The 25,420-nt window shown below is 55.6% G+C and carries 22 protein-coding genes; 13 read left to right on the forward strand and 9 right to left on the reverse strand.

Annotated elements, in window-relative coordinates; genetic code table 11:
• Positions 1-33 precede the first annotated feature (33 nt).
• Positions 34-978 (reverse strand): aldo/keto reductase, encoded by a 945-nt coding sequence (locus AC0YNU_RS15195; RefSeq protein WP_475757887.1) that lies wholly within the window; start codon positions 976-978, stop codon positions 34-36.
• A 265-nt stretch (positions 979-1,243) separates the two neighbouring features.
• On the opposite strand from AC0YNU_RS15195, the gene AC0YNU_RS15200 reads away from it, so the two are divergent.
• The gene (locus AC0YNU_RS15200; protein WP_475757889.1) at positions 1,244-1,918 is read left to right on the forward strand and encodes a YheC/YheD family protein; all 675 of its coding nucleotides are present in this window, start codon (positions 1,244-1,246) and stop codon (positions 1,916-1,918) included.
• Between the two features lie 254 nt (positions 1,919-2,172).
• Complete coding sequence (sda, locus tag AC0YNU_RS15205) at positions 2,173-2,316, forward strand: sporulation histidine kinase inhibitor Sda (RefSeq protein WP_475757892.1); 144 nt, start codon at positions 2,173-2,175, stop codon at positions 2,314-2,316.
• Between the two features lie 20 nt (positions 2,317-2,336).
• Here sda and AC0YNU_RS15210 read toward each other — a convergent pair whose 3' ends face one another.
• On the reverse strand, positions 2,337-2,594 hold the full coding sequence (locus AC0YNU_RS15210) for a hypothetical protein (protein WP_475757894.1): 258 nt from the start codon (positions 2,592-2,594) through the stop codon (positions 2,337-2,339).
• Positions 2,595-2,703: 109 nt separating this feature from the next.
• Positions 2,704-3,702 carry an NAD(P)/FAD-dependent oxidoreductase gene (locus tag AC0YNU_RS15215; RefSeq protein ID WP_475757897.1) on the reverse strand — a complete coding sequence of 333 codons (999 nt, stop codon included), beginning with the start codon at positions 3,700-3,702 and terminating at the stop codon, positions 2,704-2,706.
• A 335-nt stretch (positions 3,703-4,037) separates the two neighbouring features.
• Between AC0YNU_RS15215 and AC0YNU_RS15220 the strand changes: the two genes are divergently transcribed.
• Together AC0YNU_RS15220 and AC0YNU_RS15225 are read left to right on the forward strand one after the other, a co-directional pair.
• Positions 4,038-5,231: an NAD(P)/FAD-dependent oxidoreductase gene (locus AC0YNU_RS15220; RefSeq protein WP_475757899.1), complete on the forward strand. Its 1,194-nt coding sequence runs from the start codon at positions 4,038-4,040 to the stop codon at positions 5,229-5,231.
• Complete coding sequence (locus tag AC0YNU_RS15225) at positions 5,231-5,488, forward strand: hypothetical protein (protein ID WP_475757902.1); 258 nt, start codon at positions 5,231-5,233, stop codon at positions 5,486-5,488. The genes AC0YNU_RS15220 and AC0YNU_RS15225 overlap by 1 nt, the downstream gene beginning before the upstream one ends.
• A gap of 138 nt (positions 5,489-5,626) precedes the next feature.
• Here the strand turns inward: AC0YNU_RS15225 and hemQ are convergent, their stop codons facing one another.
• Positions 5,627-6,376 (reverse strand): hydrogen peroxide-dependent heme synthase, encoded by a 750-nt coding sequence (gene hemQ / locus AC0YNU_RS15230; RefSeq protein WP_475757905.1) that lies wholly within the window; start codon positions 6,374-6,376, stop codon positions 5,627-5,629.
• Positions 6,377-6,577: 201 nt separating this feature from the next.
• On the opposite strand from hemQ, the gene AC0YNU_RS15235 reads away from it, so the two are divergent.
• From AC0YNU_RS15235 to dnaI, 4 genes are all read left to right on the forward strand, one after another.
• Positions 6,578-6,883, forward strand: coding sequence for a YuiB family protein (locus tag AC0YNU_RS15235; RefSeq protein ID WP_475757908.1), 306 nt, complete (start codon positions 6,578-6,580; stop codon positions 6,881-6,883).
• A gap of 147 nt (positions 6,884-7,030) precedes the next feature.
• The gene (locus AC0YNU_RS15240; protein ID WP_475757910.1) at positions 7,031-7,879 is read left to right on the forward strand and encodes an alpha/beta fold hydrolase; all 849 of its coding nucleotides are present in this window, start codon (positions 7,031-7,033) and stop codon (positions 7,877-7,879) included.
• Between the two features lie 117 nt (positions 7,880-7,996).
• The gene (locus tag AC0YNU_RS15245) at positions 7,997-9,526 is read left to right on the forward strand and encodes a replication initiation and membrane attachment family protein (protein WP_475757912.1); all 1,530 of its coding nucleotides are present in this window, start codon (positions 7,997-7,999) and stop codon (positions 9,524-9,526) included.
• Positions 9,527-9,550: 24 nt separating this feature from the next.
• Positions 9,551-10,504: a primosomal protein DnaI gene (gene dnaI / locus AC0YNU_RS15250; RefSeq protein ID WP_475757998.1), complete on the forward strand. Its 954-nt coding sequence runs from the start codon at positions 9,551-9,553 to the stop codon at positions 10,502-10,504.
• 151 nt (positions 10,505-10,655) lie between these two features.
• Here the strand turns inward: dnaI and AC0YNU_RS15255 are convergent, their stop codons facing one another.
• The 3 genes from AC0YNU_RS15255 to AC0YNU_RS15265 all read right to left on the reverse strand — a co-directional run bounded on the left by AC0YNU_RS15255 (position 10,656) and on the right by AC0YNU_RS15265 (position 17,493).
• On the reverse strand, positions 10,656-12,203 hold the full coding sequence (locus AC0YNU_RS15255) for an S-layer homology domain-containing protein (RefSeq protein ID WP_475757914.1): 1,548 nt from the start codon (positions 12,201-12,203) through the stop codon (positions 10,656-10,658).
• A gap of 90 nt (positions 12,204-12,293) precedes the next feature.
• Positions 12,294-16,172, reverse strand: coding sequence for a bifunctional 2',3'-cyclic-nucleotide 2'-phosphodiesterase/3'-nucleotidase (locus tag AC0YNU_RS15260; protein WP_475757916.1), 3,879 nt, complete (start codon positions 16,170-16,172; stop codon positions 12,294-12,296).
• Between the two features lie 301 nt (positions 16,173-16,473).
• A complete protein-coding gene (locus tag AC0YNU_RS15265) occupies positions 16,474-17,493 on the reverse strand; it encodes a sulfate ABC transporter substrate-binding protein (protein WP_475757918.1) in 1,020 nt (339 codons plus the stop codon).
• A 432-nt stretch (positions 17,494-17,925) separates the two neighbouring features.
• Here AC0YNU_RS15265 and AC0YNU_RS15270 point away from each other — a divergent pair, with 432 nt between their 5' ends.
• The 5 genes from AC0YNU_RS15270 (at position 17,926) to AC0YNU_RS15290 (ending at position 22,211) form a co-directional block, all read left to right on the forward strand.
• The gene (locus tag AC0YNU_RS15270) at positions 17,926-19,086 is read left to right on the forward strand and encodes a sulfate ABC transporter substrate-binding protein (RefSeq protein WP_475757919.1); all 1,161 of its coding nucleotides are present in this window, start codon (positions 17,926-17,928) and stop codon (positions 19,084-19,086) included.
• Between the two features lie 24 nt (positions 19,087-19,110).
• A complete protein-coding gene (gene cysT, locus AC0YNU_RS15275; protein ID WP_475757921.1) occupies positions 19,111-19,959 on the forward strand; it encodes a sulfate ABC transporter permease subunit CysT in 849 nt (282 codons plus the stop codon).
• 12 nt (positions 19,960-19,971) lie between these two features.
• Entirely contained in the window at positions 19,972-20,847 is an 876-nt protein-coding gene (gene cysW / locus AC0YNU_RS15280) for a sulfate ABC transporter permease subunit CysW (protein ID WP_475757923.1), read from the forward strand.
• A gap of 2 nt (positions 20,848-20,849) precedes the next feature.
• On the forward strand, positions 20,850-21,914 hold the full coding sequence (locus tag AC0YNU_RS15285; RefSeq protein ID WP_475757925.1) for an ABC transporter ATP-binding protein: 1,065 nt from the start codon (positions 20,850-20,852) through the stop codon (positions 21,912-21,914).
• Between the two features lie 75 nt (positions 21,915-21,989).
• The gene (locus AC0YNU_RS15290) at positions 21,990-22,211 is read left to right on the forward strand and encodes a YezD family protein (RefSeq protein ID WP_475757927.1); all 222 of its coding nucleotides are present in this window, start codon (positions 21,990-21,992) and stop codon (positions 22,209-22,211) included.
• A 151-nt stretch (positions 22,212-22,362) separates the two neighbouring features.
• On the opposite strand, the gene AC0YNU_RS15295 is transcribed toward AC0YNU_RS15290, so the two are convergent.
• Entirely contained in the window at positions 22,363-24,621 is a 2,259-nt protein-coding gene (locus AC0YNU_RS15295; protein ID WP_475757929.1) for an MMPL family transporter, read from the reverse strand.
• A gap of 92 nt (positions 24,622-24,713) precedes the next feature.
• A complete protein-coding gene (locus AC0YNU_RS15300) occupies positions 24,714-25,394 on the reverse strand; it encodes a TetR/AcrR family transcriptional regulator (RefSeq protein WP_475757931.1) in 681 nt (226 codons plus the stop codon).
• Positions 25,395-25,420 lie beyond the last annotated feature (26 nt).

A 25,420-nucleotide genomic window follows, 5' to 3' on the forward strand; every position in this document is an offset into this window, starting at 1 on the left:
CCTTCCTTTTTGCTATGAGTTTATGGCATAGCACTATTGCGCCGCAATCGCGCGAACCTCCGCCAGTGTCGCTTCGTCGAGCTTGATATCAATTGCGGGAAGCACGCCAAGGATGTGGCTCGGCTTGCGGACGCCGACGATGGCGCTCGACAACGCAGGATGCGCCAAATCGTAAGCGACGGCAAGCTGCGGCAGCGTAATATCGAAGCGGGCTGCGACTAGCTTCAGCTTCTCCGCTTTATCCACGTTGCTGCGCAGGCCCTCGCCGGTATGCGCTTTGTTGCGAGAGCGCCAATCGTCTTCGCCGAAGGTCGTCTCGTACGTATAGTTGCCGGAGAGCAGACCGGACGTCAAGGGGCTGTACGCGACGACGCCGATTCCGTTCGCTTGGCAGAAAGGAAGCAGCTCCTGTTCGGCAGCCGGGCGCAGAATGGAGTAGGGGGGCTGAAGAGCGTCGACATGACGCACGGTCAGCGATTGCTGCAGCTGTTCCACGTTGTAGTTGCTGACGCCGACGTACCGAACCTTGCCGTCCTGAACGAGCTTGTCCATCGCGCGCATCGTTTCTTCTGCCGGTACTTCGCTGTCCGGCCAGTGCACCTGGTACAAGTCGATGACGTCCGTTCCGAGCCGCTTCAGCGAAGCTTCGGCTTCGCGTATGACGGATTCGTAAGCGCCGCTTCTGGTGACGCTGCCCGATTCGTCCCAGACGAGGCCGCATTTCGTCGCGATGATGACGCGGTCGCGGTCGCCGCGGAGCGCTTGGCCAAGCACCTCTTCGGAATGGCCGAGACCATATACCGCAGCCGTGTCATAGAACGTAATGCCGGCATCGAGCGCGGCGCGAATGCTCTCGATGGACTGATCATCGTCTTGACTCCCCCAAGCGCTGGCCCATCCGGCCCCTCCGATTGCCCAAGATCCAAAACCGATTACGGAAACATCGGGGCCGTTCTTGCCGAGTTTGCGATATTGCATGCGTTCTTCATCCACCCTTCCTATGAGTTGATTCCATTATAGTAGACGCCAACGCGGAAAGATACTTGAGCGGTCATCGTTGAATGTCGATTGCTGGCAGTTCGTTAAATCATGATGCTTCTTCCCTATCCATTGCCCGGGTAATAAACGCCAACCTCTATCAGCCTATTAAATCAGGCGAGTTAACCATATCAATCATCCAAGAGATAGATGATTACGAGGCATATGCTGTCCTATAGCACGCCACGAAGGGGAGGACCACGACATGGGAAATGAATCGGGAAGGCAGCTGGCAAGCAAGTGGGCAAAGACGGAGGCGCTGTTGTCTCACGCGCAGATTGCTCCGCATATCCCGCCGACTCGGATGTTCACGCGCGATAATTTGAGCAGCATGCTGAATCAGCACAGCATGGTTGTCGTCAAGCCGGTGAAAGGGGCGGGAGGTCACGGAGTCATCAAGGTATCGCGGGAAGGAGGCAGCTATCGCTATACGTATTACTCCAAGACGAACAGTTTTCAGAGCTTCGAAGGGCTCTATAAATCTCTGAACTCCAAACGCGGCAACCGCCGATACTTGATCCAGAAAGGCATTCGCTTGGCGACCATCGCGGGCAGGCCGATCGATTACCGCGTGAAATACGTGAAGCAGCCGGAGGGACATTGGAACATTACCGCGATTGTCGGCCGCTTGGCCAAACCGGGACTGTTCGTGACGAACATTTGCCGTGGAGGCACGCTGTTAAGCGGTTCCGAGGGTATTCGCCGTTCGTTCTCGAGCGCGTCCGTCGGACCGAAGAAACGGGAAATGCGAACGCTTACGCAATTGTCGACGGAAGTGCTGGAAAGCCGTTTCCCGGGAATCGGAACGCTGGGCTTTGACTATGGCATCGATACGAGCGGGAAAATATGGATTTTCGAAGTGAATACGAGGCCGCAGTAATGATTAACCCGATTTAATATATTCAATTGATAGACTCATAGAGGATCATTAAAGTTTTTTATCGAAATGGACGATCATCAGCCTGTGTATAAAAGTATCCACAAATTCCCATCGATATTTCCTGTTTATTCGACCTTTATTCACATCCTGCACACAAGCTGTCCACAGTAGGATGTGGATATCCGGAACGCTTGTTCTATCGTTCAAGGACATGCTAAGATGAACTGGAAGTAAGAGGAAGGGGGGCAGTGGATATGGAACAACTGTCTGATGAATTGCTGCTCGATGCGTATATTGCCGCAAATAAATATAACTTAGAGCCTGAGTTTATCGAAATGCTGGAAGTCGAACTCCTACGCAGGCAGATCAGTCCGGACGCCTACCGCAACTCTGCCTAACACTTCACGGTCAACAAGCTTTAAGGCCATTTTTGAACGACGGCTTGATACGCTGCATCGCATTGACGACAATAAACAACATGGCCGCAGCTTTGGGCCGATAGCCCGATCCCGGAAGACATCGTCATCGAAGAAAGCTCTTCCATAATATCATCCGGCTGATAAGGGGCATAAGGACCCGTAAAATCGACTGCCCGCCCTAAATCATCGGTTTGCACCGCGCAGGTTGGACATTGAACATGCAACTGTTCCAAGCCGTTGCAAATAGGACATAACATATTGAAAGGGTACCCTCCTTAGCTGTGCGCGTAATGATCGCGGATGACGGCTATAGATAGGATACCCTTTTTTATTGGAATTACTTCGCGCGTCAGGCGTGCAGCGGGCTTATAGCTTCATGTTGCTGCTATGGCCCGGCGAAAGCTTGGCGGTCGGATCGACGTATACTTTAGCGTTGTTGATTGCGGTAGGCGCTTCGCCGAATCCGACGGCAATGAGCTTTAATTTGCCGGGATACGTCGTAATATCTCCTGCCGCGAATATGCCGGGCACACTGGATTCCATACGGGAATCGACGATGATGCTGCCTCCGTCAATCTCAAGACCCCATTCGGCGATCGGGCCGAGCGAGGAGACGAAGCCGAAGTTAACGATGACGGCATCGGTATCAAGCGATTTGATTTCGGCCGTCTTGACGTGTTGAAGCGTAACGCCCTCGATGCGGTCCGTCCCTTTCAAGGCGGTAAGCTCATAAGGGGTCAGTACCTTGACGCTCGACTTGATCAGGTTCTCCACGCTATGTTCATGCGCTCTGAATTTATCGCGGCGGTGAATAAGCGTCACGCTGGCCGCGATCGGCTCCAGCATAAGCGACCAATCCACCGCCGAATCGCCGCCTCCGCTTACGATGACATGCCGACCGCGAAACTGACTAAGGTCACTGATGAAATAATGCAAGTTCCTCTGCTCGAATCGGGACGCTTCATCAAGCTCCAGCCGCCGTGGTTCGAAGGCGCCGACTCCGGCGGTAATGATGACCGATTTGGCGTAATGCGTCGTTTTGTCCGTGACGATGGCGAAGTCGCGTTCGTCCCGCTTCACGACCTCAAGCACCTTCTCTTCCAAATGAATCTCCGGCTTGAACAAATCCATTTGCTTCTTTAATTGCTCGACAAGTTCGCCCGCGGTTATTTTGGGGAAGCCGGCTACGTCGTATATATGCTTCTCGGGGTAAAGCGCTGCGAGCTGGCCGCCTAACTGGGGCATGCTTTCAATAATCTTAACGGAAGCCTGGCGCATGCCGCCATAAAATGCGGCGAACATTCCGGCAGGACCGCCGCCGATAATCGCGATATCGACCTGAGGGGAAGCAGAAGAACTCGACACGGTTGACACCTCCAAAAAATTGGAAATCGTTAGCAAACAGAAGCCGCTCTTTCAGTCCATTATATAGGGTCGACAAGCCGCTTTGAAATAAGAAAATTGGATGTTATTCTAAAGATTTTCGTATATTTTACCCTTGATGTTTTCAGAAAAAATTTGTATCATGTGTGGTATTAGTAATGGGTTTGTCGAAAGGCGACGGGCTTTTTCATAATAAATGAACAGTGAGAATCACACACTACAGGCAAGAATTGTTACATTATTGTCTGTTTTTCCGTGTTTGTGTAATTTTTCACATTCCTAGAAAGAAAAGACTTAACGAATGGATGGGATTCTGGATGAGCAACATACCGAAAATTGTTATCTTGGGTGCCGGTTACGGCGGCATCCTGACAGCGCTTCGGCTACAGAAAGAGCTAAACTATAATGAAGCCGACGTCACGCTCGTCAATAAGCACGACTATCACTATTTCACGACTCATCTGCATATGCCTGCCGCAGGTACGGACAAGACAGAAAATGCGCGCGTGAGCATTTCGAAGCTGATCGATGAATTTAAAATTGATTTCGTCAAATCGACGGTCGTGCAAATTCGAACGCAGGATAAGAAGGTCATCCTTGAGGACGGCACGCTTTCCTATGACTATCTCGTCATCGGTCTTGGCGGGGAGCCAGAGACGTTCGGAATCCCAGGTATGCTTGAACATGCGATGAACATCCGCAGCATCAACTCGGTCCGCTTGATCCGCGAGCACATCGAATATCAATTCGCGCGCTACAAGCGCGAGCCGCACCGTACGGATTACCTGACCTTCGTGGTTGGCGGCGCAGGCTTTACCGGCATTGAATTCGTAGGGGAACTCGCCGACCGGATTCCTGAGCTTTGCAAACAGAACGACGTGGATCCATCCCTCGTCAAAATATATAACGTTGAAGCAGCGCCTTCGGCTCTTCCGGGCTTCGATCCCGAACTCGTGGAATACGCCATGGCGGTGCTGACGAAGAAGGGCGTCACGTTCCGCATCGGAACGGCCATCAAGGAATGCACGGCGGATGGCGTCGTCGTCGGCGACAACGAGGAGATCCGTTCGGCTACGGTCATCTGGGCTGCGGGCGTACGCGGCAACCGTCTGATCGAAGAAGCCGGCATCGAAACGATGCGCGGACGCGTGAAGGTAGATGAGTTCCTTCGCGTACCGGGCCAAGAGAATATTTATGTGGTCGGGGACAACTCTCTCATGTTCAATCCAGAGGGACGTCCATATCCGCCAACAGCCCAAATCGCGATGCAGCAAGGCGTCGTTTGCGCGCATAACCTGGTCGCGTCCATTCGCAATCAGCCGCAGAAGAAATTCGAGTTCAAGAACAAAGGTACGGTTGCATCCTTGGGTAAAGGCGAAGCAGTCGGACTGGCATTCGGCAAGAAATACAAAGGCAGAGTGGCGGCTTGGCTGAAGAAAGCAATCGATATCCGTTACCTGTACACGATCGGCGGCATTTCGCTCGTCGTTCGTAAAGGTAAGTTCCTGTAATGCGCCACTGCAGCGTGCAAGTTCGCGGGCTGCTGCTGCGCGAGGAATTGGACCGCTACAACGCGCTGATGGAGGTCGGTTCGTTCCTGGAATCGCAGAACCGGTACGACCTGGCTTATACCGTTCAGAAGGAAGTCGATATTCTCATTCTGCCCGCGATCGAGCGGCTGAAGGAGAAGGGAAGGGAACGCGACCGTCAAACGGAAGCGTACTTGGAAGCCAAGCGACTGCTCGAAGACGAGGACGACGAAGACTAACAAATGATTGTGAAATAAAGGAAAAGCGGATGGGATGCCCGAGGGCGTTCCATCCGCTTTTTTGCGTTCCAGTGAAGCTGCTTTCTTTGTGGCCGTCATTATGGTGCTTCGTGTTGTAGGCAGCTGCCTGACACAAAACTACTTGATGCTGAATAGCTCCCCAAGCTTCTCTTCGGTCAGACGGTTGCCGACGTAGAAATCGCCGAAATCGCCGAAGCGCGCGCTTACTTCGTCGAAGCGCATTTCATAGACAAGCTTCTTGAATTGAAGCGCGTCTTCAGCGAAGAGCGTAACGCCCCATTCCCAGTTGTCGAAACCGACGGAGCCGGTAATGATCTGTTTCACTTTGCCGGCGTACGTGCGGCCGATCATGCCGTGGCTTCGCATCATCGTCTTGCGCTCGTCCATCGAGAGCATGTACCAGTTGTCGTTGCCTTCGCGGCGCTTGTTCATCGGGTAGAAGCAGATATGGTTCCATTTCGGAAGGATCGGCTTCAAGCGCGCGAGGATCTCCGGATTTTGCATCGGATCGGTGCCCGGCTGTGCCATGTAGTTGCTAAGCTCGACGATGCTCACGTAGGAATGCGCCGGAATCGTAAACTGGGCGAACGTGGATTTGTTGAATGCGTTCTCGATGGCGTTCAACTCATCCAGCGTCTCGCGCAGATGCATCATCACGAAGTCCGCCTTCTGGCCGACGATGGAATAAAATGCGGTGCTGCCTTGCTTGTTATCTTCAACGGACTGCCATTCTTTCAGGAACGCGTGGAGATCGTCGAGCGCCATTTGGCGTTCCGCTTCCTCTGCTGCCGTCCAGGCCATCCAATCGATGGAACGGAAATCATGCAGCGCATACCAGCCTTCCAGCGTTTGTGCCGCTTCACTCATAGTTCATCTCTCCCTACTCTTGGGAAGGTTATACGTCGTGCCGTTAAAGGACGTCGATAACGCTTCACTTTGTCGCTTACATTGTATCGTAACGGCGCAAAGAAGAGCAAATGGCGGACTTGTGACAACATGGCGACAGAAATTGACTTCCAATCAGCCATCTACTACACTATTTGTAGCGAAAGGGGAAGAGGTTTCCACATGAATTCAGACGTTAATATTTTGCAGTTGATTATCGCGACTGTATTATTTTTTGTGATGATGTTCGGAATCGGGTTCATCTTGAACATGCTGCTCAAAACGACCTTTTTTCCGATTTATTTATTCATTATCGTGCTTGTGCCGGTCTTTATCTGGCAGACCTGGGACGATACGAAGACGTTCGGCGGTAATTTCACATCCTTTACGTATGTCGACATTTTACCCGGAATCGGTGCGCTGATCGGCGCTTACGTCAGCGGTGCGACCATTCGGCTGCTGCGCCGCGGCGGCTATAAAATGTTCTAGGATGAAAGAACGGCTGGCGGTACGGCCATACTAAGGAAAACGCGCGTCAAGCGGGCGACAGCGGCAGTCATGCCGCCAGCGCTGCTTGCTTAGTCGCGGCAACCGAGGTGAGGGTCTGTGCCGTTTTTTCGTATTGGAGATGTAGCTTTGCACGTTCATGAGCCGGCCGGCGGCGGAAGCGGCGGAATGGTCGTCTGCGTCCATCCGCCTTGTTTGACGAGCCGGCTGTTTGCCGGAATCGAGGACCAATTGAAGGTCGGACATGGGGTTATTCGCTGGGATATTCGCGGTCACGGTACAAGCGAGAGCGGAAGCGGGAAGCTGACCTTGGCGATGATCGCGGAGGACATGAGGCAGCTCTTGGACGAGCTTGGCGTGAGGCGGGCGTACGTCTGTGCCTACGGCGCCGGTTCTTTCCCGGCGCTGACGGCGCTGCTCCTGCATCCGGAGCGGTTTATCGGCGGCATGCTCCTGTCGGGAAGCGCGGCATACACCGATATTCGGAGCCGCGCCAAACTGCAGGCTTCCTATATATCAAGCATCTTGGCGCCCAAAGAGCCGATCGCGTTCAAGGCAGCATGGAGCGAGGCGCGCACGCGAGCGGAATTCGAAGCGCTGCGCGCGGAGGCGGGGCAAGGCGATGCGGCCAAATGGCGCGATTACACGGCGGCTTGCCTGGAGAACGGGCTGGAACGCCGGATCCGCCAGATCAAGCAGCCGGTCCTGCTGCTCTATGGCGCGAAGGACACGATTGGCGGCCAATACGCCGCTCGGCTGCACCGCCTGCTGCCGAACAGCGAGCTGTACGGGATTATCGGCGCGAAGGGCCAGTTGGCGACGCATGAGCCGATTACGACATCTTTCGTCATGTCCCAGTGGATGGCCAAGCAGGAGCATCCGGAGCTGGCCGATACGCATGAAGAGCGGGAAGCGCTGCTGCGGGAGCTGGCCGAGCACGGGGTCAAGGAAGCCGGAGAACGAGGCTTGCTTCACTGAGAGTATAGGGAAAATTCCCTTCGCAAGGGGGGATTTTCTTTTTTTGCGTTCGGAAAAACGGGCTGCTTTTATGATAAACTAGTTACAAGAATACGAGGCGGATGGAGTCGAGAATGAATGCGGATCGGCAGTTTGCACCAATTTACTGAACATCACCGCTATTACGCCTTTCGCGATTTTTCGCTAAGCGCCGTGGACCGTAAAATGGTCGGACTGATCTATCAGCCAATGGTCGGCGCATTTGCCGCGGGGCTCTATCAATTGCTCTATCAGCAGGTGGCGGATGATCGCGTCGGCTATTCGGCGCTGGAGCCGCAGCGTAAGCTGCTGCTCGGTTTAGGACTCGAGATGAATGAACGCGGGAGGCAGGAGCTGGTCAATCAGGCGTCGCGTCTGGAGGCCGTGGGGCTTCTGCAAGTGACGCGGCTGGGCGTGCCTGACAACGACGATGTCGTGTATGAATATGAAGTGGCGAAGCCGCTGTCGCCGGACGAGTTCTTCGGCAGCCCGCATCTGACGCTGCTGCTTCGGGACAAGGTAGGCAAGCATTCCGTGATCGCGCTGCGCGAATCCTTCTATGCGAAGGAAGACGACGAGCTGGCAGGCGCCGAGCTGACGCGCGAGAATATTTCGGTGCCCTTCTACGAGCTGTTCCGCTTGAACACGCAGGGCTTCGATCCGGAGCTGGAACAGGCGCTTACGGAGGTCGCTCCGGCAAGGCAAGCAACGCCGAAGCTGCCGCAGACGGAGACGGCGGGCATTCAGTATGGCGAGATTATTATGCGTTTTCCGCGCAACTCCGGCAACCGGTCCCATGTTGAACGGCTGCGGGGCAACGAAGAGGCGCTTGCGCAATTGAACTACGTGGCCTACAAATACAGCCTGACCGTCGTGGATCTCGTGCGGCTGCTCGACGAGGACGACGTGTTCTCATCCCGTGGCGAGCTGCTGGTAGACGAGCTGCAGCTGCGCGGCAATCAGCTGTTCCGCCAAGACCGCAAGCGGAAGGACGAGCGTCAGCGGATCTACGGCCGCATGGAAGCCGTCAAGGCCGACAGCGGCAAGAGCGAGAGCAGCGACGACATGCCGGATGAAGTGGCCGTGCAGGCCGAGTTCTATATGGAAGTGCCGGCCCAGCTGGCAGGGCGCTGCGACATTCATCAGTACAACATGCTCATGCGCAATGAGCCGCATACCCGGTTTATCGCCCGATTCTTCCCGGGGGCCGTACCGGAATGGCTCATGCGGGTATTTGAAGTCATCGATCATAATTATAAGCTTCAAGGTGCCGTCATTAACGTACTTATTCATTACGTATTAGGCCAAAACGACTCGCAGCGCGTGACGAAGACGTATATTGATGCCGTAGCTTCCAACATGCTGGTGAAGAGCGTCGATTCCTTCGAACGGGCAGTCAGCTATGTGCGGGAACAAGTGAAAATGGAGCAAGATAAGGAGCGCCGCCGCGAGGGCGGAAGTTCAGCTGCGGCACCGAGAAGAAGCGGAGGCGCGGCAGCGGCGAAGGGCGGCAGACGCAAGCCGCTTATACCGGTCATGCCGGAGACGTCAGGCGGGGCGCAGCTCACGGCGGACGAGATGGAAGAGATTCGCCGCATGGCGCGGAAGCTGGACGGAAAATCGACGTAAAAACGAGGTGAAGCAACGATGGCGATGGAATCGCTGGGCGATCTGCTGAAAGGGATGCCGGGCGGCAGGGACATGAAGCAGCACGCCGATAAATTAATGGCCGAGCTGCTGGAGGACCCGCTTGTCGGGATGCTTCGCACGAAATATCCGGAGCTGGACGAGCGGACGATCCGTCTGAACCTGAACCGGATCTATCAATGCACCAAGGAGTATCGGAATTGTTCGAATTGCCCCGGACTGGATGAGTGTCCGAACGATTTTGAGGGTCATTATACCGAATTGAGCTGCGAGACGACGGGCGGCCTCGTGCAGTTGAACGACCGCAAGGTCTCCTGCAAGAAGCTCATCGCCAGACAGAGCGAGAATCGGATCCGAACCCGCATTCGCAGCTTCTATATCGACGAGCGGGCGCTGTCGAAAGGCTATTCCGCGGACGAAATCGTCTCCAAGGACCTGGAGCGGATGAAGGCGGTCGGCCAAGTAATCAGCTATATCAACAAGACGAAGGATGAAGGCCTGCAAGCCGAAGGCATGTATTTGACGGGCTCCTTCGGAACGGGCAAGACGTTTCTGATGTGCTATATGCTGCATGAGCTGGCGAAGGCGGGCTTCACGGGCGCGATCGTCTATATGCCCGAATTCGTCGAGGACATGAAGTCGCTTATGCTGGAGCAGGGGAAAGTGAAAGAAACGGTCGAGATCATGAAGGAGACCGACCTGCTCATCTTCGACGATATCGGAGCGGAGAACCTGAACCCGTGGGTACGGGATCATGTGCTCGGCGCGATATTGAATTATCGGATGAACCGCAAGCCGACGTTCTATACGTCCAATTACGGCTTGGAAGATCTCGAGCAGCATCTCAGCTTCACGAATAAGGAAGGCGAAGACCTGCACAAGGGACAGCGGCTGATGGACCGCATCCGGCCTTACGTGCAGCAGGTCCATGTGACCGGGCATAACAAGCGCGGCCGTTAAGTGCGATGCTGGCAGGCAGCTGTCTGCGACGACGATTTATTTTCACGTTTGATACGTTGATGAACACAAAGAGCCTGCCGCTGCGAATATGCAGCGGCAGGCTCTTTGTCGTTAAAGCTTGTATGCGCGGAACTGTTATGTCTCCGAACTATTATTCACCGAACAATAGGTTATACAGAACCTTGGCGGCTTCCGCGCGAATCGCATTGTTCCGCGGGGCGAAACGATCGCCGCTGCCGGTCATCAGTCCGGCGTGGACGGCATCCTGGACCGCTTCTTTCGCCCAGCTGCTGATCGAACCGGCATCCTTGAATGCCGCAAGATCGGCGGCGGAGCCTGCTGAACCCGTACCGCCGCCGCGTTTCTCGTCGATGCGCACGATCATGATGGCCATTTGCTCGCGCGTGATGGCCTTGTCGGGCTCGAACTTTCCAGTTCCCGTGCCGGTAACGATTCCGTTCTCGGATGCAGCCGCTACCGCTTCGGCATACCAGCTGCCGGATTTGACATCGCTGAATGGAGCGGAAGAGGAAGCTTCCAAGCCGAGCGCCCGGACGAGCATGGCTGCGAACTCGGCGCGCGTCACGCTGGCCTTCGGACCGAACTTATCGACAGCAATTCCCTGCACGATATGCTTCGCAGTCAACTCCTGGATGATGCCCGAAGCCCAATAGGCCGAAGGGACATCGGTGAATGTCTTCGTATACGCATAGACGCCATAGCTGCTGAAATGGCTGATATCGGCCGATATAGTTCGGTCCTTCACGCTGCCGCCGACATAATCCACCGTTCCGCTATCCGCGAAGTAATAGATTCCCGTAAGGCGGGCATCCGCATCCGCCTCCAGTTGAAGCTGCAGGTGGACCGGCTTGGCGAACGTGCTGAGCGTTTTCTTGCTTCCGTCCTTGAGGACGATGCCAAGCGACAGCTCGACAAGGGGGCCTTGCGCTTTCAATCCCGCTCCGGCCGAACCGGTGTGGGAAAGTACCGCTGCGGCCTCGCTGTCAGTCAGTGTCTTGACCTTCAGTGTGATGCTAGCCTCGGTGTCATTGGCAGCTAATGCAGCCAACGCGCTCAATACGTCCTTCGGCAGCGTAACCGCCCCGTCGGCAAGCAGGATGCGGAGGCTGCTGTCGCCGATTGACTGACCGACAGCGGCTGGGAACAGAATTTCCAAAGCAGGGGCATTCGTCTTCGATGCGTCCAGCGTTGCTGAACCACTTACTGGCGTGGATACATCGGACAGGCCGAGCTTTACTTGAACGACGGCTGGATCTGAGGGCGTTGTCGGATTGCCGGGAATGGTCGGCGCATTCGGTCCGCTGCCGCTTGAAGACGAAGTGTTGAACGTCCGAGTGGAGACGTCGTTGCCCTGACCGGCGATAATGCGGTATGTGCCGCCTGCGGGCGCGTCGCTCGGCATCGTGAACGTTGTTTCATATCGTCCGCCGCTCGCTGGCGCGATATCGAAGAACAGGATCGTGCCGTCCGGACTCAGCACCTTGACGATGACTTCCGGCGCGTTCGTCTTGCCGCCGATGGTGACTTTGCCGCCGGCTTGAACATCGGCAACGGCGTCGATGGCAGTGCCCGCCTCTGCCGGTACCGCTGCTTCCGCGGCGAAGGCCGCGGACGGAATGGCGGCCGGAATCGCGAGCGCTAAGGTCAGCGCCGCGAGGAGAATCGCTTTTCTCTTCAACGATGATGCTCCTTTCTATATCGGCGTTCCGGCCCGGCTATCTCGGTTGGGCTTCGGAACGCCTTCGGTAGTTGGTCTCAGCGTTGTCGGTTAATTCAAGTTCTGGTTCGTAATCCGGCCTTTTACGCTTGCCGTAATCGCGCCATGGTTGAAGGTCTTCAACACGTATTTGTAAAAGGCTTCGATATCCGTGCTGCCTGCGGAAGGGTTCTTGCCCTGCGTCAGCACCGTATAGTTGTCGCCTCCGGCAGCCATGAAATTGTTCACGACAGCCGTATATTCGGTCGCATCCTCGATCGGCGTGCCGTCTTCCTTCGTCAGGGAAACGACGCGTTCCGCAATCGGCTTGCTGAAGTCGGCCGTATACTTCAGGCCGGAGATCTGCAGCGTCTTCGTGTCAGCCGGCTTCGCGCCCCATTGCTGCTGGAGGAGCGTCTTGATCTGCGCGCCCGTCAGCGTCATCTTCACGAGCTGGTTGCCGAACGGCTGGATCCGGAACAAGTCGGAATAGACGATGTCGCCCTTAGGCAGGTCGGCGCGGATGCCGCCGGGGTTCATGAACGAGAAGTCGCTTTGCATCGCGTCCTTCATCGCATCGGCGATCAGGCTGCCGAGGGCGATTTCCTGCGTATATGCGTTGGCTTTCGAGATGACGTCCGCGGTCGTGCCGACCGGTTCCATGAGCTCGGGATGACGTCCCAGGGAAGCTTGAATGATGGCTTCGACATCTGCATTCGGCGTAATGCCCGCTTGCTTCACGTCGATGATGGCTGCTTGCTTCTTCACGATGTCATGCGTCTCCGGGTCGATCTCGAGATCGACGTCCGCGAAGGCGGTGCCGTATGAGTACGCCTGGAATACCAGCTTGTTGTCTACGGTACCGTTGACCTTAGCGTGGTTGTCCCCCGTGAAAATAACGTCGACCTCGTCATCTACCGCATTGGCCAAATCCGCTGCCTCGCCCGTGATGACATCGCCGCTTTGCGAAGCGGGATCATGCGCGAGGACGACAATCGCTTTGACGCCTTGCTCCTTCAGCTCCGCGACGGCCGCGTTCACGACCGGAGCTTGCTCCACGATATTGACGGGCTCAAGCGCGGCAGGCGACACTTTGGACGGCGTCAGCATCGTGACGACGCCGATGAAGCCGATTTTCTCGCCGCCGATTTCTTCGACGACATAAGGGGCAATGATCGGTTCGTTCGTTGCTTTGTCGATGACGTTCGCATTGACATAGTCGATGCTCGTTTTCGTATGCGTAATGGCCGGATTAATCGGATCCGGGCCGCCGTTCAGTTGGGCCATCAAAGCCGGAACGCCTTGGTCGAACTCATGATTGCCCAGCGTGCCGACGTCGAAGCCGAGCAGATCCAGGATGTCGAGCGTCGGCTTGTCGCGATCCAGCGCCGAGACTGGGGAACTGGCGCCGACGGAATCGCCGTTATGGACGAGCAGCGTATTCGGATTCGTTTGCTCGTATTGCTTCAGATACGTGGCCAGATAGGGAGCGCCGCCCAGCACATTGTCGCCGGCGGTCGTCGAATAATCCAGCTGGCCGTGAAAGTCGTTAATGCCAAGCAATTGGACCTTCACGTTGCCGTTCGGCTGCTCCGGCTCGCCCTGCAGGTTCAGTTTGAAAATGTCAAAGCCCTTGTCATCATGCTTGTTCAGGTACGTAATGTTCGGATTGGCGCTCAGATAATCATTGGCTGAAGGCGAGGACGTGAACGTTACGTTGACGCTGCCCTGAATCGGCGCGATAGACCAATTGTTATCCGCGGCAGGATTGATCGTCTTCAGCTCCGAGATATAGTCCATCAGCACTTGGCGGTTCTCGTCGGCAGAGTCGACGACCAGCGGAGCGCCTTTCACGCCCGGGAAGTTGCCTCCGCCGTTCACGCGATAATTGTTGCTGACGACGATGAAATCCTGATTCGGATCAAGGGGCTGACCGTTGTATTTCAGATTGATGATCCGGCTGGAAGAGCCGTCATTGACGGTGCCGTCCGCCTTGTATTTAGCCGGCTTCGTCACGTCTACCTGATACGTCACGCCGTCGATCACGTCGAAGTTGAAGACCGGGAAGGATGGGTTCAGCAGCGGCTGCTCGGCAGTTGCCGCAGGATCGATCCGATTGAACATGCCGGCCGACATTTCGAGCCATTCCTTGACGACGGAGCCTTTGACCTTAATGGCCTTCAGCGTGTTGTCGTAGAGGCACAGGTCGCTCGCGCTCTTGATCGTAAGCGCGCCTTGCTGAATGTCGGTATACTCGGTCGGGCCGTTGCGTCCTGCCTTGAACGGCGCGCCGACGGAGAGAATCGGAAGATCCTTGTCCGGCGAATTTTTGGATTCCAGCGTCCGCTGCACGTACCATTTTTGCGCCTGCGTTACGATTTGGACGGACGGATCGTCCTGTACGAGCGCGAAGTAGCTGTAGATCGGCGCCGTCGTTTGGCCGATCGCTTGGTTGACGTAGGCTTTCGTGGCCGCGTGCTCGTCCTTGATGGCGTCGACGATGGCCGGCACTGCGTCGACGAGAGGCTTCTTGGCGACGCTGTCGTAAATGTATTTATTGGATGATTGCGAGTTCGCAACATGCCATTTGCCATTCGTTTTGTTCAGCGTCAGGTCGATGATGCCGAGATTCGCGCCGCCGAAGCCGGCTTGAACGGCCGCGACCCCGTTAATCGTGCCTTTGGCGTTATCTATGCCGGGCAGCGGATTGCCGCTCGAGTCTTTGAAGAGCGCATCCAGCGAACTGACGGCAGGGGCAGGGAACACTTTATGCGTATGCGAGAACGTAATGGCGTCGATGCCAGGCACGCGGCTGAGCGGATAGACAGCATCCTCGGCGCCTGTACCTGCGGCAGCGGAGCCGTTGAAGCCGGAATGCGCCATCGCCACGACGATATCCGCGCCTGCAGCCCGCATTTCCGGGACGAATTTCTCGGCCGTCGCCACGATGTCCTTCGTAATGACTTTTCCGCTCAGATTATCCTTGTCCCAATCCATGATCTGAGGCGCTACGAGGCCAAGGAAGCCGACCTTCACCGTCTGGTTGTTGCCGTTCTCGTCCTTGAAGGTTTTGTTCAGGATGACGTAAGGCTTGAACTTGTTCACGTCGTTATCGGGGTTGGAGTCGTGATCGTCCACATAGATATTCGCATTGATATAAGGGAAGCCGGCATCGTCGATCGCTTCGTTCAAATAATCGAGGCCGTAATTGAATTCATGATTGCCGAAGGTCGCGATGTCATAGCCCATGAGGTTCATCGCTTTGTAGGCCGGGTGGACTTGTCCATCCTGGAGGGGTTTCACTTTCGCCATGTAGGTGCCGAGCGGGGTGCCTTGCAGCAAATCGCCGTTGTCGACGAGCAGCGCGTTCGGCTCTTCGTCGCGTGCTTGCTTGACTAAAGCCGCGGTCTTGACGAGGCCAACGGTGTCGGCAGGCGCGTCTTTGTAATAATCGTAATTCATGAAGTTGGTGTGCACGTCGGTGGTTTCCATGATTCGGATTTTCAGCGCCGTGGAATCGATGGTTATCGGATCAGCTAGATTCGTGCCGACCTCGGTTAGTTTGCCGCTGTACGCATCGACGACGAATACTTTAACCGACAAGCCGCCGCCGCTCTTATTAAAGTGTGCCGTAATCTTCTCGCCTGTCGTAATGTCCTTCGTGACTGCGGCGATACCAGCCGGCGTCGTGCCGTCGAACAGTTCAAAAACAACCGTTTCCTCGCCGGCGTGGGGGACGGAGGTTGGCGTAACGACAACGCTGGCAACAACGCCGCCATCCGTATCGATGGCAGGCTGCCCGATCGTGAACGCGCGCTCTTCGGTTAACGTGCCTACATCCGCGGAAGACAGCGCGTGCGCAGGAACGGCGACATAAGACGAGGTCAGGACGCCGGCAAGAAGCGAGGCGGCTAACGCGGTCCGCGACATTCTTTTCTGAAAATCTACCATTTTCTAGCTATTCCACCTTTCGATTGGTATACGGACATTATAGCAATCGAAATGTAAGCAGAAGTTTAAAATAATGTTAAAATTTCGAAAAGTCAGCAAATTTAAATATTTACCTAAATTGGAATCGGCATAAACATAAGCAGATTAAATTACACGAAAGTAAGGTCGCAAGGCAAATAAGGTCGGACGGCAAATAAAGGTTGCAAGGCAAATAAGATCGCAAGGCAAAAAATAAATAAACAAAAAAGGACCGCACAAGGAATGTGCGGTCTTTAGTATGTGCAGCAGGACGTTTTCAAATTTACGGCGTATAGATTTTGTCGAACACGCCGCCGTCATTGAAGAATTTCGTTTGCGCTTTGTTCCAGCCTCCGAAATCTTTGATATTCGCCAATTCGACGCCTTTGAATTTTTTCGTGAATTCGGCGGCAATGGACGGATTCGTCGGACGATAGTAGTTTTGCGCGACGATCCGCTGGCCGGCATTGGTGTAGAGGTAATCGAGATACGCTTTGGCTACGGTACGCGTACCGTGCTTTTCGACGTTCTTGTTGACGACGGCAACCGGGGGCTCAGCCAGGATGCTGAAAGAAGGCGTTACGATTACGAAATCCTTCGGATGTTCTTTCAAAGCAAGATACGCTTCGTTCTCCCAAGCCAGCAGCACGTCGCCGATGCCGCGTTCCACGAACGTCGTCGTCGAACCGCGAGCGCCGGAATCCAGCACAGGTACGTTCTTGAACAGGTTGGTTACGAATTCAGTGGCTTTAGCTTCGCTGTTATTGTTGTGCTTCAGCGCATAAGCCCATGCGGCGAGGAAGTTCCAGCGTGCGCCGCCGCTCGTCTTCGGATTCGGCGTAATGACGGATACGTTCTTCTTGACCAGATCGCTCCAGTCCTTGATTTTCTTCGGATTGCCTTTGCGGACGAGGAATACGATCGTCGACGTGTACGGCGAGCTGTTGCGGCCGAAACGGCTTTCCCAGCCATCATTGATAAGGCCGGCTTTCTGAATAGCATCGATGTCGTAAGCAAGCGCCAGCGTTACGACGTCGGCTTCCAATCCATCGATGACCGACCGTGCTTGAGCTCCGGAACCGCCATGCGACTGCTTGATCGTCACCTTTTGGCCGGTTTTCGCTTTCCAGTAGGAAGCGAATGCTTTGTTGTATTGTTCGTACAACTCGCGGGTCGGATCATACGAGACGTTCAGCAGCTCGATGTCGGGCTTGGCGGGCTTCGGCGTAACGGCGAAGCTCGTGGAGGATAATGACAGGACCAGCGTTAAGACAGTCAGGACGATAAACAGCTTTCTCTTCATAGACAACTCTCCCCAGAATCGATATGTATCCGCCGTCTGCCGGTCTGTATATAAAAAGGAGGCCCCGAAAATCCGGCTGCGAAAACAGCGCTAAAAGCGGATCGTTCGGGGCCTCCGGTCTACCGGTCGGCTTGATGAATTCATCATAATGCTAATAATTCCCACCTGTCAACTATGAATTAAAAATCATTTTACAATCGCTTTACATCGCTTGTTTTCTTTAGTCGAATACGCGAGGTTCTTACTTATATAAAAAGAACTGATCGCTGCCATAAAGGATTCGAAAAAAAACGTTGACAAGAAAGCTTTTCCATTGCTATTATTCTCTCATAACCAACTAAACAGGTAGGATTAATTTCGTTTTTACTTCCGGTCCACACGGCGTAGGAACACATTAGTTATCTGTAAAACGAAGATAAGGGGTGCTTTTACATGTCCAACATGAAAAAGAGAAACGTTTTACCGTTGAAATCACTAATGATCGTTATCGCATTCGCGTTTGCCTTGACCGGCTGCGGCTGGGACTCGGGTCCGAACAAGGAGACCGGAAACACAGGCACGTCGAACCAAACCAACAATAACGGCAAGACGGATGCGAACGCCTCGAACGGCAATGCAACCGAACCGGCAACGACCAATAACGGCGGATCGAAGAAGCCCGTTGAACTGCTCAACGTTTCCTACGATCCAACGCGTGAATTATATGCAGCTTACAATAAGCTCTTCGCTGAATACTGGAAGTCAGAGAAAGGCCAAGACGTTACCATTAAACAGTCCCACGCCGGCTCCGGCGCGCAAGCCCGGGCGGTTATCGACGGTCTGAAGGCGGACGTCGTCACGCTGGCACTCGGCTACGACATCGATTCCATCGCGCAGAAGGAGCTCATCAGCCCCGACTGGCAGCAGCAATTCGACAACAACAGCTCGCCTTACACGTCGACGATCGTGTTCCTCGTTCGTAAAGGCAATCCGAAAGGCATCAAAGACTGGAACGATCTTGTAAAGCCGGGCGTGCAGGTCATTACGCCGAATCCGAAGACGAGCGGCGGCGCACGCTGGAACTACCTGGCGGCTTGGGGCTATGCGCTGCAACAGAATAACGGCGACGAAGCCAAAGCGCAAGAGTTCGTAAAGGCACTCTTCAAGAACGTACCGGTGCTGGATACCGGCGCACGCGGTTCGACGACGACGTTCGTCGAGAAGGGAATCGGCGATGTGCTGCTTGCTTGGGAGAATGAAGCATTGCTGTCCGTGAAGGAATTGGGCAAGGACAAATTCGAAATCGTTTATCCTTCCTTGAGCATCCTGGCAGAGCCTCCGGTAGCCGTCGTTGACAAGAACGTAGACAAGAACGGAACACGTGAAGTAGCGGAAGCGTATCTGGACTACCTCTATACCGAACCGGCTCAACAGGTCATCGCGCAGAACTTCTATCGTCCGACGCTCGCCTCCGTGGCAGAGCAATACAAAGATCAATTTCCGGATATCCCGATGCTGACGATCGACGACGATTTCGGCGGCTGGGCGGCAGCGCAAGCCAAACACTTCGCGGATGGCGGCGTGTTCGACAAAATCTATGTGCCGGGTTCATAAGCCAACGAGGAGCTGACTCTACAAATGACGAGTTCCCCCAAGAAGAAGGCGAAGCCGCGCAGCGTGCTTCCGGGCTTCGGCCTATCGCTTGGATTTACCGTGTTTTACTTAAGCATCATCGTCATCATCCCGCTGATCGGCATATTCGTCAAAACCTCCGGCTTGACGCCGGGGCAGTTCTGGGACACCGTCTCCAACGCACGGGTATTGGCTTCTTACAAAATCAGCTTCCTGACATCGTTCTACGCGGCACTCATTAATCTTGTATTCGGACTCATCATTGCCTGGGTACTCGTTCGTTACCAGTTCCCCGGCAAGAAAATCATCGACAGTCTGATCGACATGCCGTTCGCGCTGCCGACTGCCGTGGCGGGCATTTCCCTGACGGCCATATATGCGCCGAACGGCTGGGTCGGCAAGCTGATTGAGCCGCTCGGCATTAAAGTGGCGTTCACGCCGATCGGGATTACGCTGGCGCTCATATTCATCGGGTTGCCATTCGTAGTAAGGACGGTTCAGCCCGTGCTGCAGGACCTCGACAACGAAGTGGAAGAGGCGGCCGTTATGCTCGGCGCCTTCCGGTGGCGGACGTTCCGCAAAGTCGTTCTTCCGGAATTGATTCCACCGCTCCTGACCGGCTTCGCGCTTGCTTTCGCCAGAGGTATCGGCGAGTACGGATCCGTCGTCTTTATCTCCGGCAACATGCCGATGAAGACGGAGATCGCGCCCTTGCTCATCATGACCAAGCTGGAGCAGTTCGATTACCGCGGCGCCACGGCCATCGCGCTTGTGATGCTCGTCGTGTCATTCCTGCTGCTGCTGCTTATCAACTACCTGCAATGGCGGAGCAATCGCCGCGTTGTGTCGGCATAGGAGGGGAAACACATGGCTGGAGCCGTAACGGTTCATTTGGCTGAAAAAACAGCGCGTCCGAAGCATATTAACGAATCGCTTGTCGTACGTATCGTGCTGATCTCGGTAGCGCTGCTATTCCTCGGGTTGGTCGTCCTGCTGCCGCTGCTGTCGATCTTCATCGAAGCGTTCAAGAGGGGCACCGACGTATACTTCGCCGCCTTGAGAGATCCCGATGCCTTGTCGGCCCTCAAGCTGACGCTGCTGACGGCAGTTATTGCCGTGCCGCTGAACACGGTGTTCGGCGTCGCGGCGGCATGGGCGATCAGCAAGTTTCGATTCAGGGGCAAAAACATTCTGATTACGCTGATCGATCTGCCGTTCGCGGTATCGCCGGTTATCGCGGGTCTCGTGTTCATCCTGCTGTTCGGCGCTCAGGGCTTCCTGGGTCCTTGGCTCGACAATCATAATATTCAAATCATGTTCGCGCTGCCCGGCATCGTGCTGGCGACGACGTTCGTCACCTTCCCGTTCGTAGCCCGGGAGCTGATCCCGCTTATGCAGGCTCAAGGCGTGCAAGAGGAAGAAGCGGCCGCCAGCCTTGGCGCAAAAGGATGGCAAATCTTCTGGCGAGTTACTTTGCCGAACATCAAGTGGGGCCTCCTCTACGGCGTTATCCTCTGTAATGCAAGGGCGATGGGCGAGTTCGGCGCCGTATCCGTCGTATCCGGCCATATTCGCGGAGAGACGAACACGCTGCCGCTGCATATCGAGATTCTGTACAACGAATATCAGTTCTCCGCTTCCTTCGCCGTGGCCTCACTGCTCGTGATGCTGGCCGTCGTGACCTTGATCGTGAAGAGCTTTATCGAGTGGAAAACTGCCAAGCAACTTCCGAAGGAGAGCTGAGCATGCACATCGAAGTCAGGAACCTCAACAAGTCGTTCGGGAACCATCAAGCCGTCAATAACGTGAGCTTCACGATCGAGCGCGGCAAGCTGATCGGCCTGCTGGGACCGAGCGGCGGCGGCAAATCGACGCTGCTTCGCATCCTCGCCGGTCTGGAAACGCCCGATTCCGGCGACATCTTCATCGACGGTAAGCGCGTCAACGACGTGCAGCCGCAGCTGCGCGGGATCGGATTCGTCTTCCAAAACTATGCGCTGTTCAAGCATATGAACGTGTTCGACAATATCGCCTTCGGCCTTACGATCCGCAAGATGGGCAAGGCCGAGATCAAGGACCGCGTCAATGAGCTGCTGGATTTGACGGGACTGCGGGGCTTCGAGCATCGCTATCCGCATCAGCTCTCAGGCGGGCAGCGGCAGCGGGTCGCATTCGCCAGGGCGCTTGCGCCTCGGCCGAACCTGCTGCTGCTGGATGAGCCGTTCGCGGCGATCGACGCCAAGGTGCGCAAGGAGCTGCGCACATGGCTGAAGAACTTGATCGCCGAGATCGGGATCACTTCGATCTTCGTCACGCATGATCAAGACGAAGCGGTCGAGGTAGCTGACGAGATGCTGATCGTGCAGCAAGGAAAGCTGGAACAACAGGGCTCGCCGATTCATATCTACACGGATCCGCGGACGGCTTTCGTTGCCGGGTTCATCGGCCACTCCAGTGTCGTGGAGCAGCCCGGCAGCCTGCGCGGCTTCGAGAACGCCGTGTACGGAGCCGGCGCCCGGGCGATTATTCGCCCCGAGTTCGTCGAAGTGGGACGCAAGAACGAAATCCCGTTCCCGTCCGCATCGGAGACAGGCAAAGTCAAGCACGTCTTCTTCCGCGGCGCTCATCTCGAGCTGGACGTGGAGGTCGGCGAAAACCGCCTGTCCGCCCACCGTTCCCTGGACCAAGAGCCGCTGCAGCCAGGGGAAGAAGTAGCCGTACTCATTCATCGGTTATATGTCATTTCGGAAGAATCGGCGACAATGGTCGAGAATCCGCTGAAGGTCGATCCGCTGCCGGTCCATATCTGATCCATCCGATCGATTGTCGGTCCGGTGAGCAGACGCTGCAGTCGGAAGGTTAATTACACTTAGGAGGGGTTTATGATGGCGAAGCCAATCGTATTGGATCAAGAATGGATAGAGCGCATTTCATCACAGGTAAATGGGCTTGAGTACGGTTCGGTCCTCATTACCGTCCACGACGGCCGCGTTGTCCAGATCGACAGAACCGAGCGCAAGCGCTTCGAGGCGAACAATGCCAAGCAAGCGAACTCGAATGCTTCCGGGTCTAATTCCTCGGATAAATTGAAAGCCGTTAACGGCTAGTTCATAACCATACCAACACCAATAACAATCGCCCCATACGTCAGCTGAAGAAGCTGAACGTTGGGGCGATTGTTCGTGCGGTCGATAGGATGGATAGGCTATCAAATCATTGCTATATAGCTATTGCTATTAAGTCATTGCTATCAAATACTTATCCCCGAGCGCTTGCCTGTTCGCTGGCCGTTTGCTGCTTAGTCTCCGCCGGTGCGGCGGCTGGCCAGAACGAATATCGTCCGCATAAGACGGTAAGCGCCGGCACGAGGAACGGACGGACGATGAACGTGTCCAGCAGCACGCCGATTGCCGTCACGGTGCCGAATTGGACGAGTACTTGGATGGGCAGCGTAGCGAGGACGGCAAAGGTGCCTGCCAGAATCAGGCCGGCTGACGTAATGACGGAGCCGGTCTGGGATACGCCTTCCTTGACCGCTTGCCGAAGCGGCATGCTGCGCGCTTTGCGCCAAATGCTCGATATCATGAAGATGTTGTAGTCTTCGCCCAACGCGACGATGAAGACGAAGGCATAGAGCGGAATGAGGCCTTGGATGGCATCGGCGCCGAAGATGTAATGCAGCACGATCCAGCCGAGACCGAGCGCGCTGTAATAAGAAAGCAGTACGGTTGCGACGAGATAGAGCATCGCGACGATCGAGCGAAGGTAGATCAGCAGCAGTAGTGCGATCAGGACGATGATGGCCGGAATGACGAGCCGAGCGTCGTTCGCGGTCGTTTGCCGCGTGTCGAACTGTTCGGCGGTTTGTCCGGCGATCCACACTTTATCCTCTGCATGGGCGATGCCCGCGGTCGTCAGCGCTCCCTCTGCGGCATGCCGGATATCGGGGAGATGATCGACGGCTTCGTTGGCGTACGGATTGTCCGTGAGCTCGATCTCATAGCTATGGTAGCCGGGATCCTTCGTGCCGTCTCTTGCATCCGACACGGTTTGCACGAAAGGCAGGGCGGCGATCGCTGCTTTCACATCGTCTTGTTTTCCGTCGGACTGAACGACGACCTGAACCGGCGCGAGCTCTCCGGGGTTGAAGTGATCGCCGATCAAAGCGAAGCCTTCGCGCGAACCCATATCCTCGGGAAAAGAAGAGAGCGTGTCGAACGTATATTTGATCTGCGTGGCAAACAGGACGCAGACGATCAATACGGCGGAAGTAAGAACGGCAATTAACTTCGGCCGGCGCACGACGAGTCCGCCGAGGCGATCGCCCCAGGTATCACGCTTTGCGGCTGCTTTCGCGGCTACGGGAACCGGCTTTCCTTTCTTACGGGCACGCTCCGTTTCCATGTCTGGCGTGCGCGGAATGAACGGGAAGAACGAGGCCCGGCCGAACAGGCCGAGAAATGCCGGCACGAGCGTCAGGCTGGCGACCATCATGACCAGGATGGCCAAGCTGAACGGAATCGCGAATCGGCGGAAGCTGCCGAATTCCGCGAGCAGGAGCACGAGCAGCGAGAAGACGACGGTGAGGCCGCTCATCGCGATCGCGCCGGCAGAGCCGCCGAATGCCCGTTTGAGCGCGGACAGCGGATGGCGTTCTTCCTTCAGCTCGCTGCGGAAGCGGGAGATGAGGAACAAGCAATAGTCCGTTCCGGCGCCGAACAGCAGCACGGTCATGATAGATAGCGCCTGGGAATCGAAGTCGATCCAGCCTTGATCGGCCATCCAGCCGAGCAGCGGCGTGACCGCGCCGTAAGCGAAGCCGACGGCAAGCAGCGGAATGAGCGCAAGCACCGGCGAACGGTAAATGAGCAGGAGGAAAACAAGCACTAGCGATACCGTAGCAATAAGCAACGAGACGTCCGCGTCTTTGAATAAGCCTGTCGCATCGACGGAGATTCCGACGGGACCCGTAGCGCGAACGGCAAGCTCGTCGCTGCCGGACAGCTTCGCCTGGAATGGATGGCTATCGGCAAACACGACATCGGTCTGCTTCTGCAGTTCATCCAGTCCTTCTTTCAATTGATCGCTGCCGGCGCTTTTATCGAAGAGGATCGGCTGTACGAAGGTCGTACCGTCCTTGGACAGCTGCTGTTTCAATGCGGGCAGGGGCATCGAATGCAGCGGAACGGCACTCAGTTGATAGGGAAGCGGTGCATCCGTAATCTGCTTGGCTAGCTGCTGAATGCCCTGCAGGTCGGCATCCGTCAGGCCGGAAGCGCGATACCAGGTAAGCAGGGCGGGAATGCCGTCGTCCGCCGGAAACTGTTCCTTGATCAGCTGCTCGGCCTTCACGGAAGGTTTGTCATTGCTGAAATTGCCAAGCGTATCGTTCTTTTGGTCGCTTGCGCTCGGCAGCAGCGCGTTCAGCGCCGCGACCGCGATGATCCAGAGGACGAGCGTCAGCCAGCGTCCTTTTCGCCCGCCGACGGCTACGGTAAATCGATCCAACCATTTCATGCGCGAATCATCTCCTTAGGATGAGGTTATTTCGAGCTCTCTTTACTTATCAACCGATAAGCGAAGTTTTGAAAAAAAGGGCTGCCGGACAGCTAAACCTGGGGAGGTTCGGCTGCCGACAATCCGTACAGCAACACATTGACGAGCATGCGGGCTTGTTGGTCCCATTCTTTTTGACCGCTGCGCGAAGCACTTATCGCGGTGCCTCCTCCGGCTTGGTTCGCATAGCCGCCGGGAGGCAAACCGGCCTGCGAGGCGAGCGATTGGCTGATCAGGCCCATGAGCAGCCGTGCGGACATATCCGGGGTAATGCCGAATTGCGCGGAACCGCGCAAACGGCCGTCCCGCTGCCCGTCTTCGAAGATCGAGACGATGGGATCGAGATAGGCATTTCTCCATAGCGAGTAGATCGTAATTTGCGACTCCGGCGTCAGTTCATGCCGGATGTCGTGAAACATCCGGCTTAAATCCTCAGGATGGTTCGCGATCATATAATGCGTCACATGAAACAAACATTCCCCAATAACGCTTTCCCTGCGGATGATCCGCTCCAGCGCGGCTCGCGTTCCTTCGCAGACATAACGCATGACTTCGACATAGAGAGACTGTTTATCCGAGAAGTGGTGATACAGCGCAGGCTGGGTAAGCCCGCACGCATCGGCGATCTGCCTCGTCGAGACGGCCCGGTAACCGAGCGACATGAACAGCTCTTTCGCCGTTCGGATAATCATGGCGCGGGTTTCCAGCGCTTGATTGGATGGTTGTCTTGCCATTCGGTGATACAGATCCTTTCTGGACA

The organism is Paenibacillus sp. J31P316 (assembly GCF_056269105.1).

What these genes read in the sequence shown, in the direction of transcription:
- AC0YNU_RS15195 (WP_475757887.1), bottom strand. Translation starts at nt 978, where the DNA reads ATGCAATATCGCAAACTCGGCAAGAACGGCCCCGATGTTTCCGTAATC.
- AC0YNU_RS15200 (WP_475757889.1), top strand. Translation starts at nt 1,244, where the DNA reads ATGGGAAATGAATCGGGAAGGCAGCTGGCAAGCAAGTGGGCAAAGACG.
- sda (WP_475757892.1), top strand. Translation starts at nt 2,173, where the DNA reads ATGGAACAACTGTCTGATGAATTGCTGCTCGATGCGTATATTGCCGCA.
- AC0YNU_RS15210 (WP_475757894.1), bottom strand. Translation starts at nt 2,594, where the DNA reads ATGTTATGTCCTATTTGCAACGGCTTGGAACAGTTGCATGTTCAATGT.
- AC0YNU_RS15220 (WP_475757899.1), top strand. Translation starts at nt 4,038, where the DNA reads ATGAGCAACATACCGAAAATTGTTATCTTGGGTGCCGGTTACGGCGGC.
- AC0YNU_RS15225 (WP_475757902.1), top strand. Translation starts at nt 5,231, where the DNA reads ATGCGCCACTGCAGCGTGCAAGTTCGCGGGCTGCTGCTGCGCGAGGAA.
- hemQ (WP_475757905.1), bottom strand. Translation starts at nt 6,376, where the DNA reads ATGAGTGAAGCGGCACAAACGCTGGAAGGCTGGTATGCGCTGCATGAT.
- AC0YNU_RS15235 (WP_475757908.1), top strand. Translation starts at nt 6,578, where the DNA reads ATGAATTCAGACGTTAATATTTTGCAGTTGATTATCGCGACTGTATTA.
- AC0YNU_RS15245 (WP_475757912.1), top strand. Translation starts at nt 7,997, where the DNA reads ATGCGGATCGGCAGTTTGCACCAATTTACTGAACATCACCGCTATTAC.
- dnaI (WP_475757998.1), top strand. Translation starts at nt 9,551, where the DNA reads ATGGAATCGCTGGGCGATCTGCTGAAAGGGATGCCGGGCGGCAGGGAC.
- AC0YNU_RS15260 (WP_475757916.1), bottom strand. Translation starts at nt 16,172, where the DNA reads ATGGTAGATTTTCAGAAAAGAATGTCGCGGACCGCGTTAGCCGCCTCG.
- AC0YNU_RS15265 (WP_475757918.1), bottom strand. Translation starts at nt 17,493, where the DNA reads ATGAAGAGAAAGCTGTTTATCGTCCTGACTGTCTTAACGCTGGTCCTG.
- AC0YNU_RS15270 (WP_475757919.1), top strand. Translation starts at nt 17,926, where the DNA reads ATGTCCAACATGAAAAAGAGAAACGTTTTACCGTTGAAATCACTAATG.
- cysT (WP_475757921.1), top strand. Translation starts at nt 19,111, where the DNA reads ATGACGAGTTCCCCCAAGAAGAAGGCGAAGCCGCGCAGCGTGCTTCCG.
- cysW (WP_475757923.1), top strand. Translation starts at nt 19,972, where the DNA reads ATGGCTGGAGCCGTAACGGTTCATTTGGCTGAAAAAACAGCGCGTCCG.
- AC0YNU_RS15285 (WP_475757925.1), top strand. Translation starts at nt 20,850, where the DNA reads ATGCACATCGAAGTCAGGAACCTCAACAAGTCGTTCGGGAACCATCAA.
- AC0YNU_RS15290 (WP_475757927.1), top strand. Translation starts at nt 21,990, where the DNA reads ATGGCGAAGCCAATCGTATTGGATCAAGAATGGATAGAGCGCATTTCA.
- AC0YNU_RS15295 (WP_475757929.1), bottom strand. Translation starts at nt 24,621, where the DNA reads ATGAAATGGTTGGATCGATTTACCGTAGCCGTCGGCGGGCGAAAAGGA.
- AC0YNU_RS15300 (WP_475757931.1), bottom strand. Translation starts at nt 25,394, where the DNA reads ATGGCAAGACAACCATCCAATCAAGCGCTGGAAACCCGCGCCATGATT.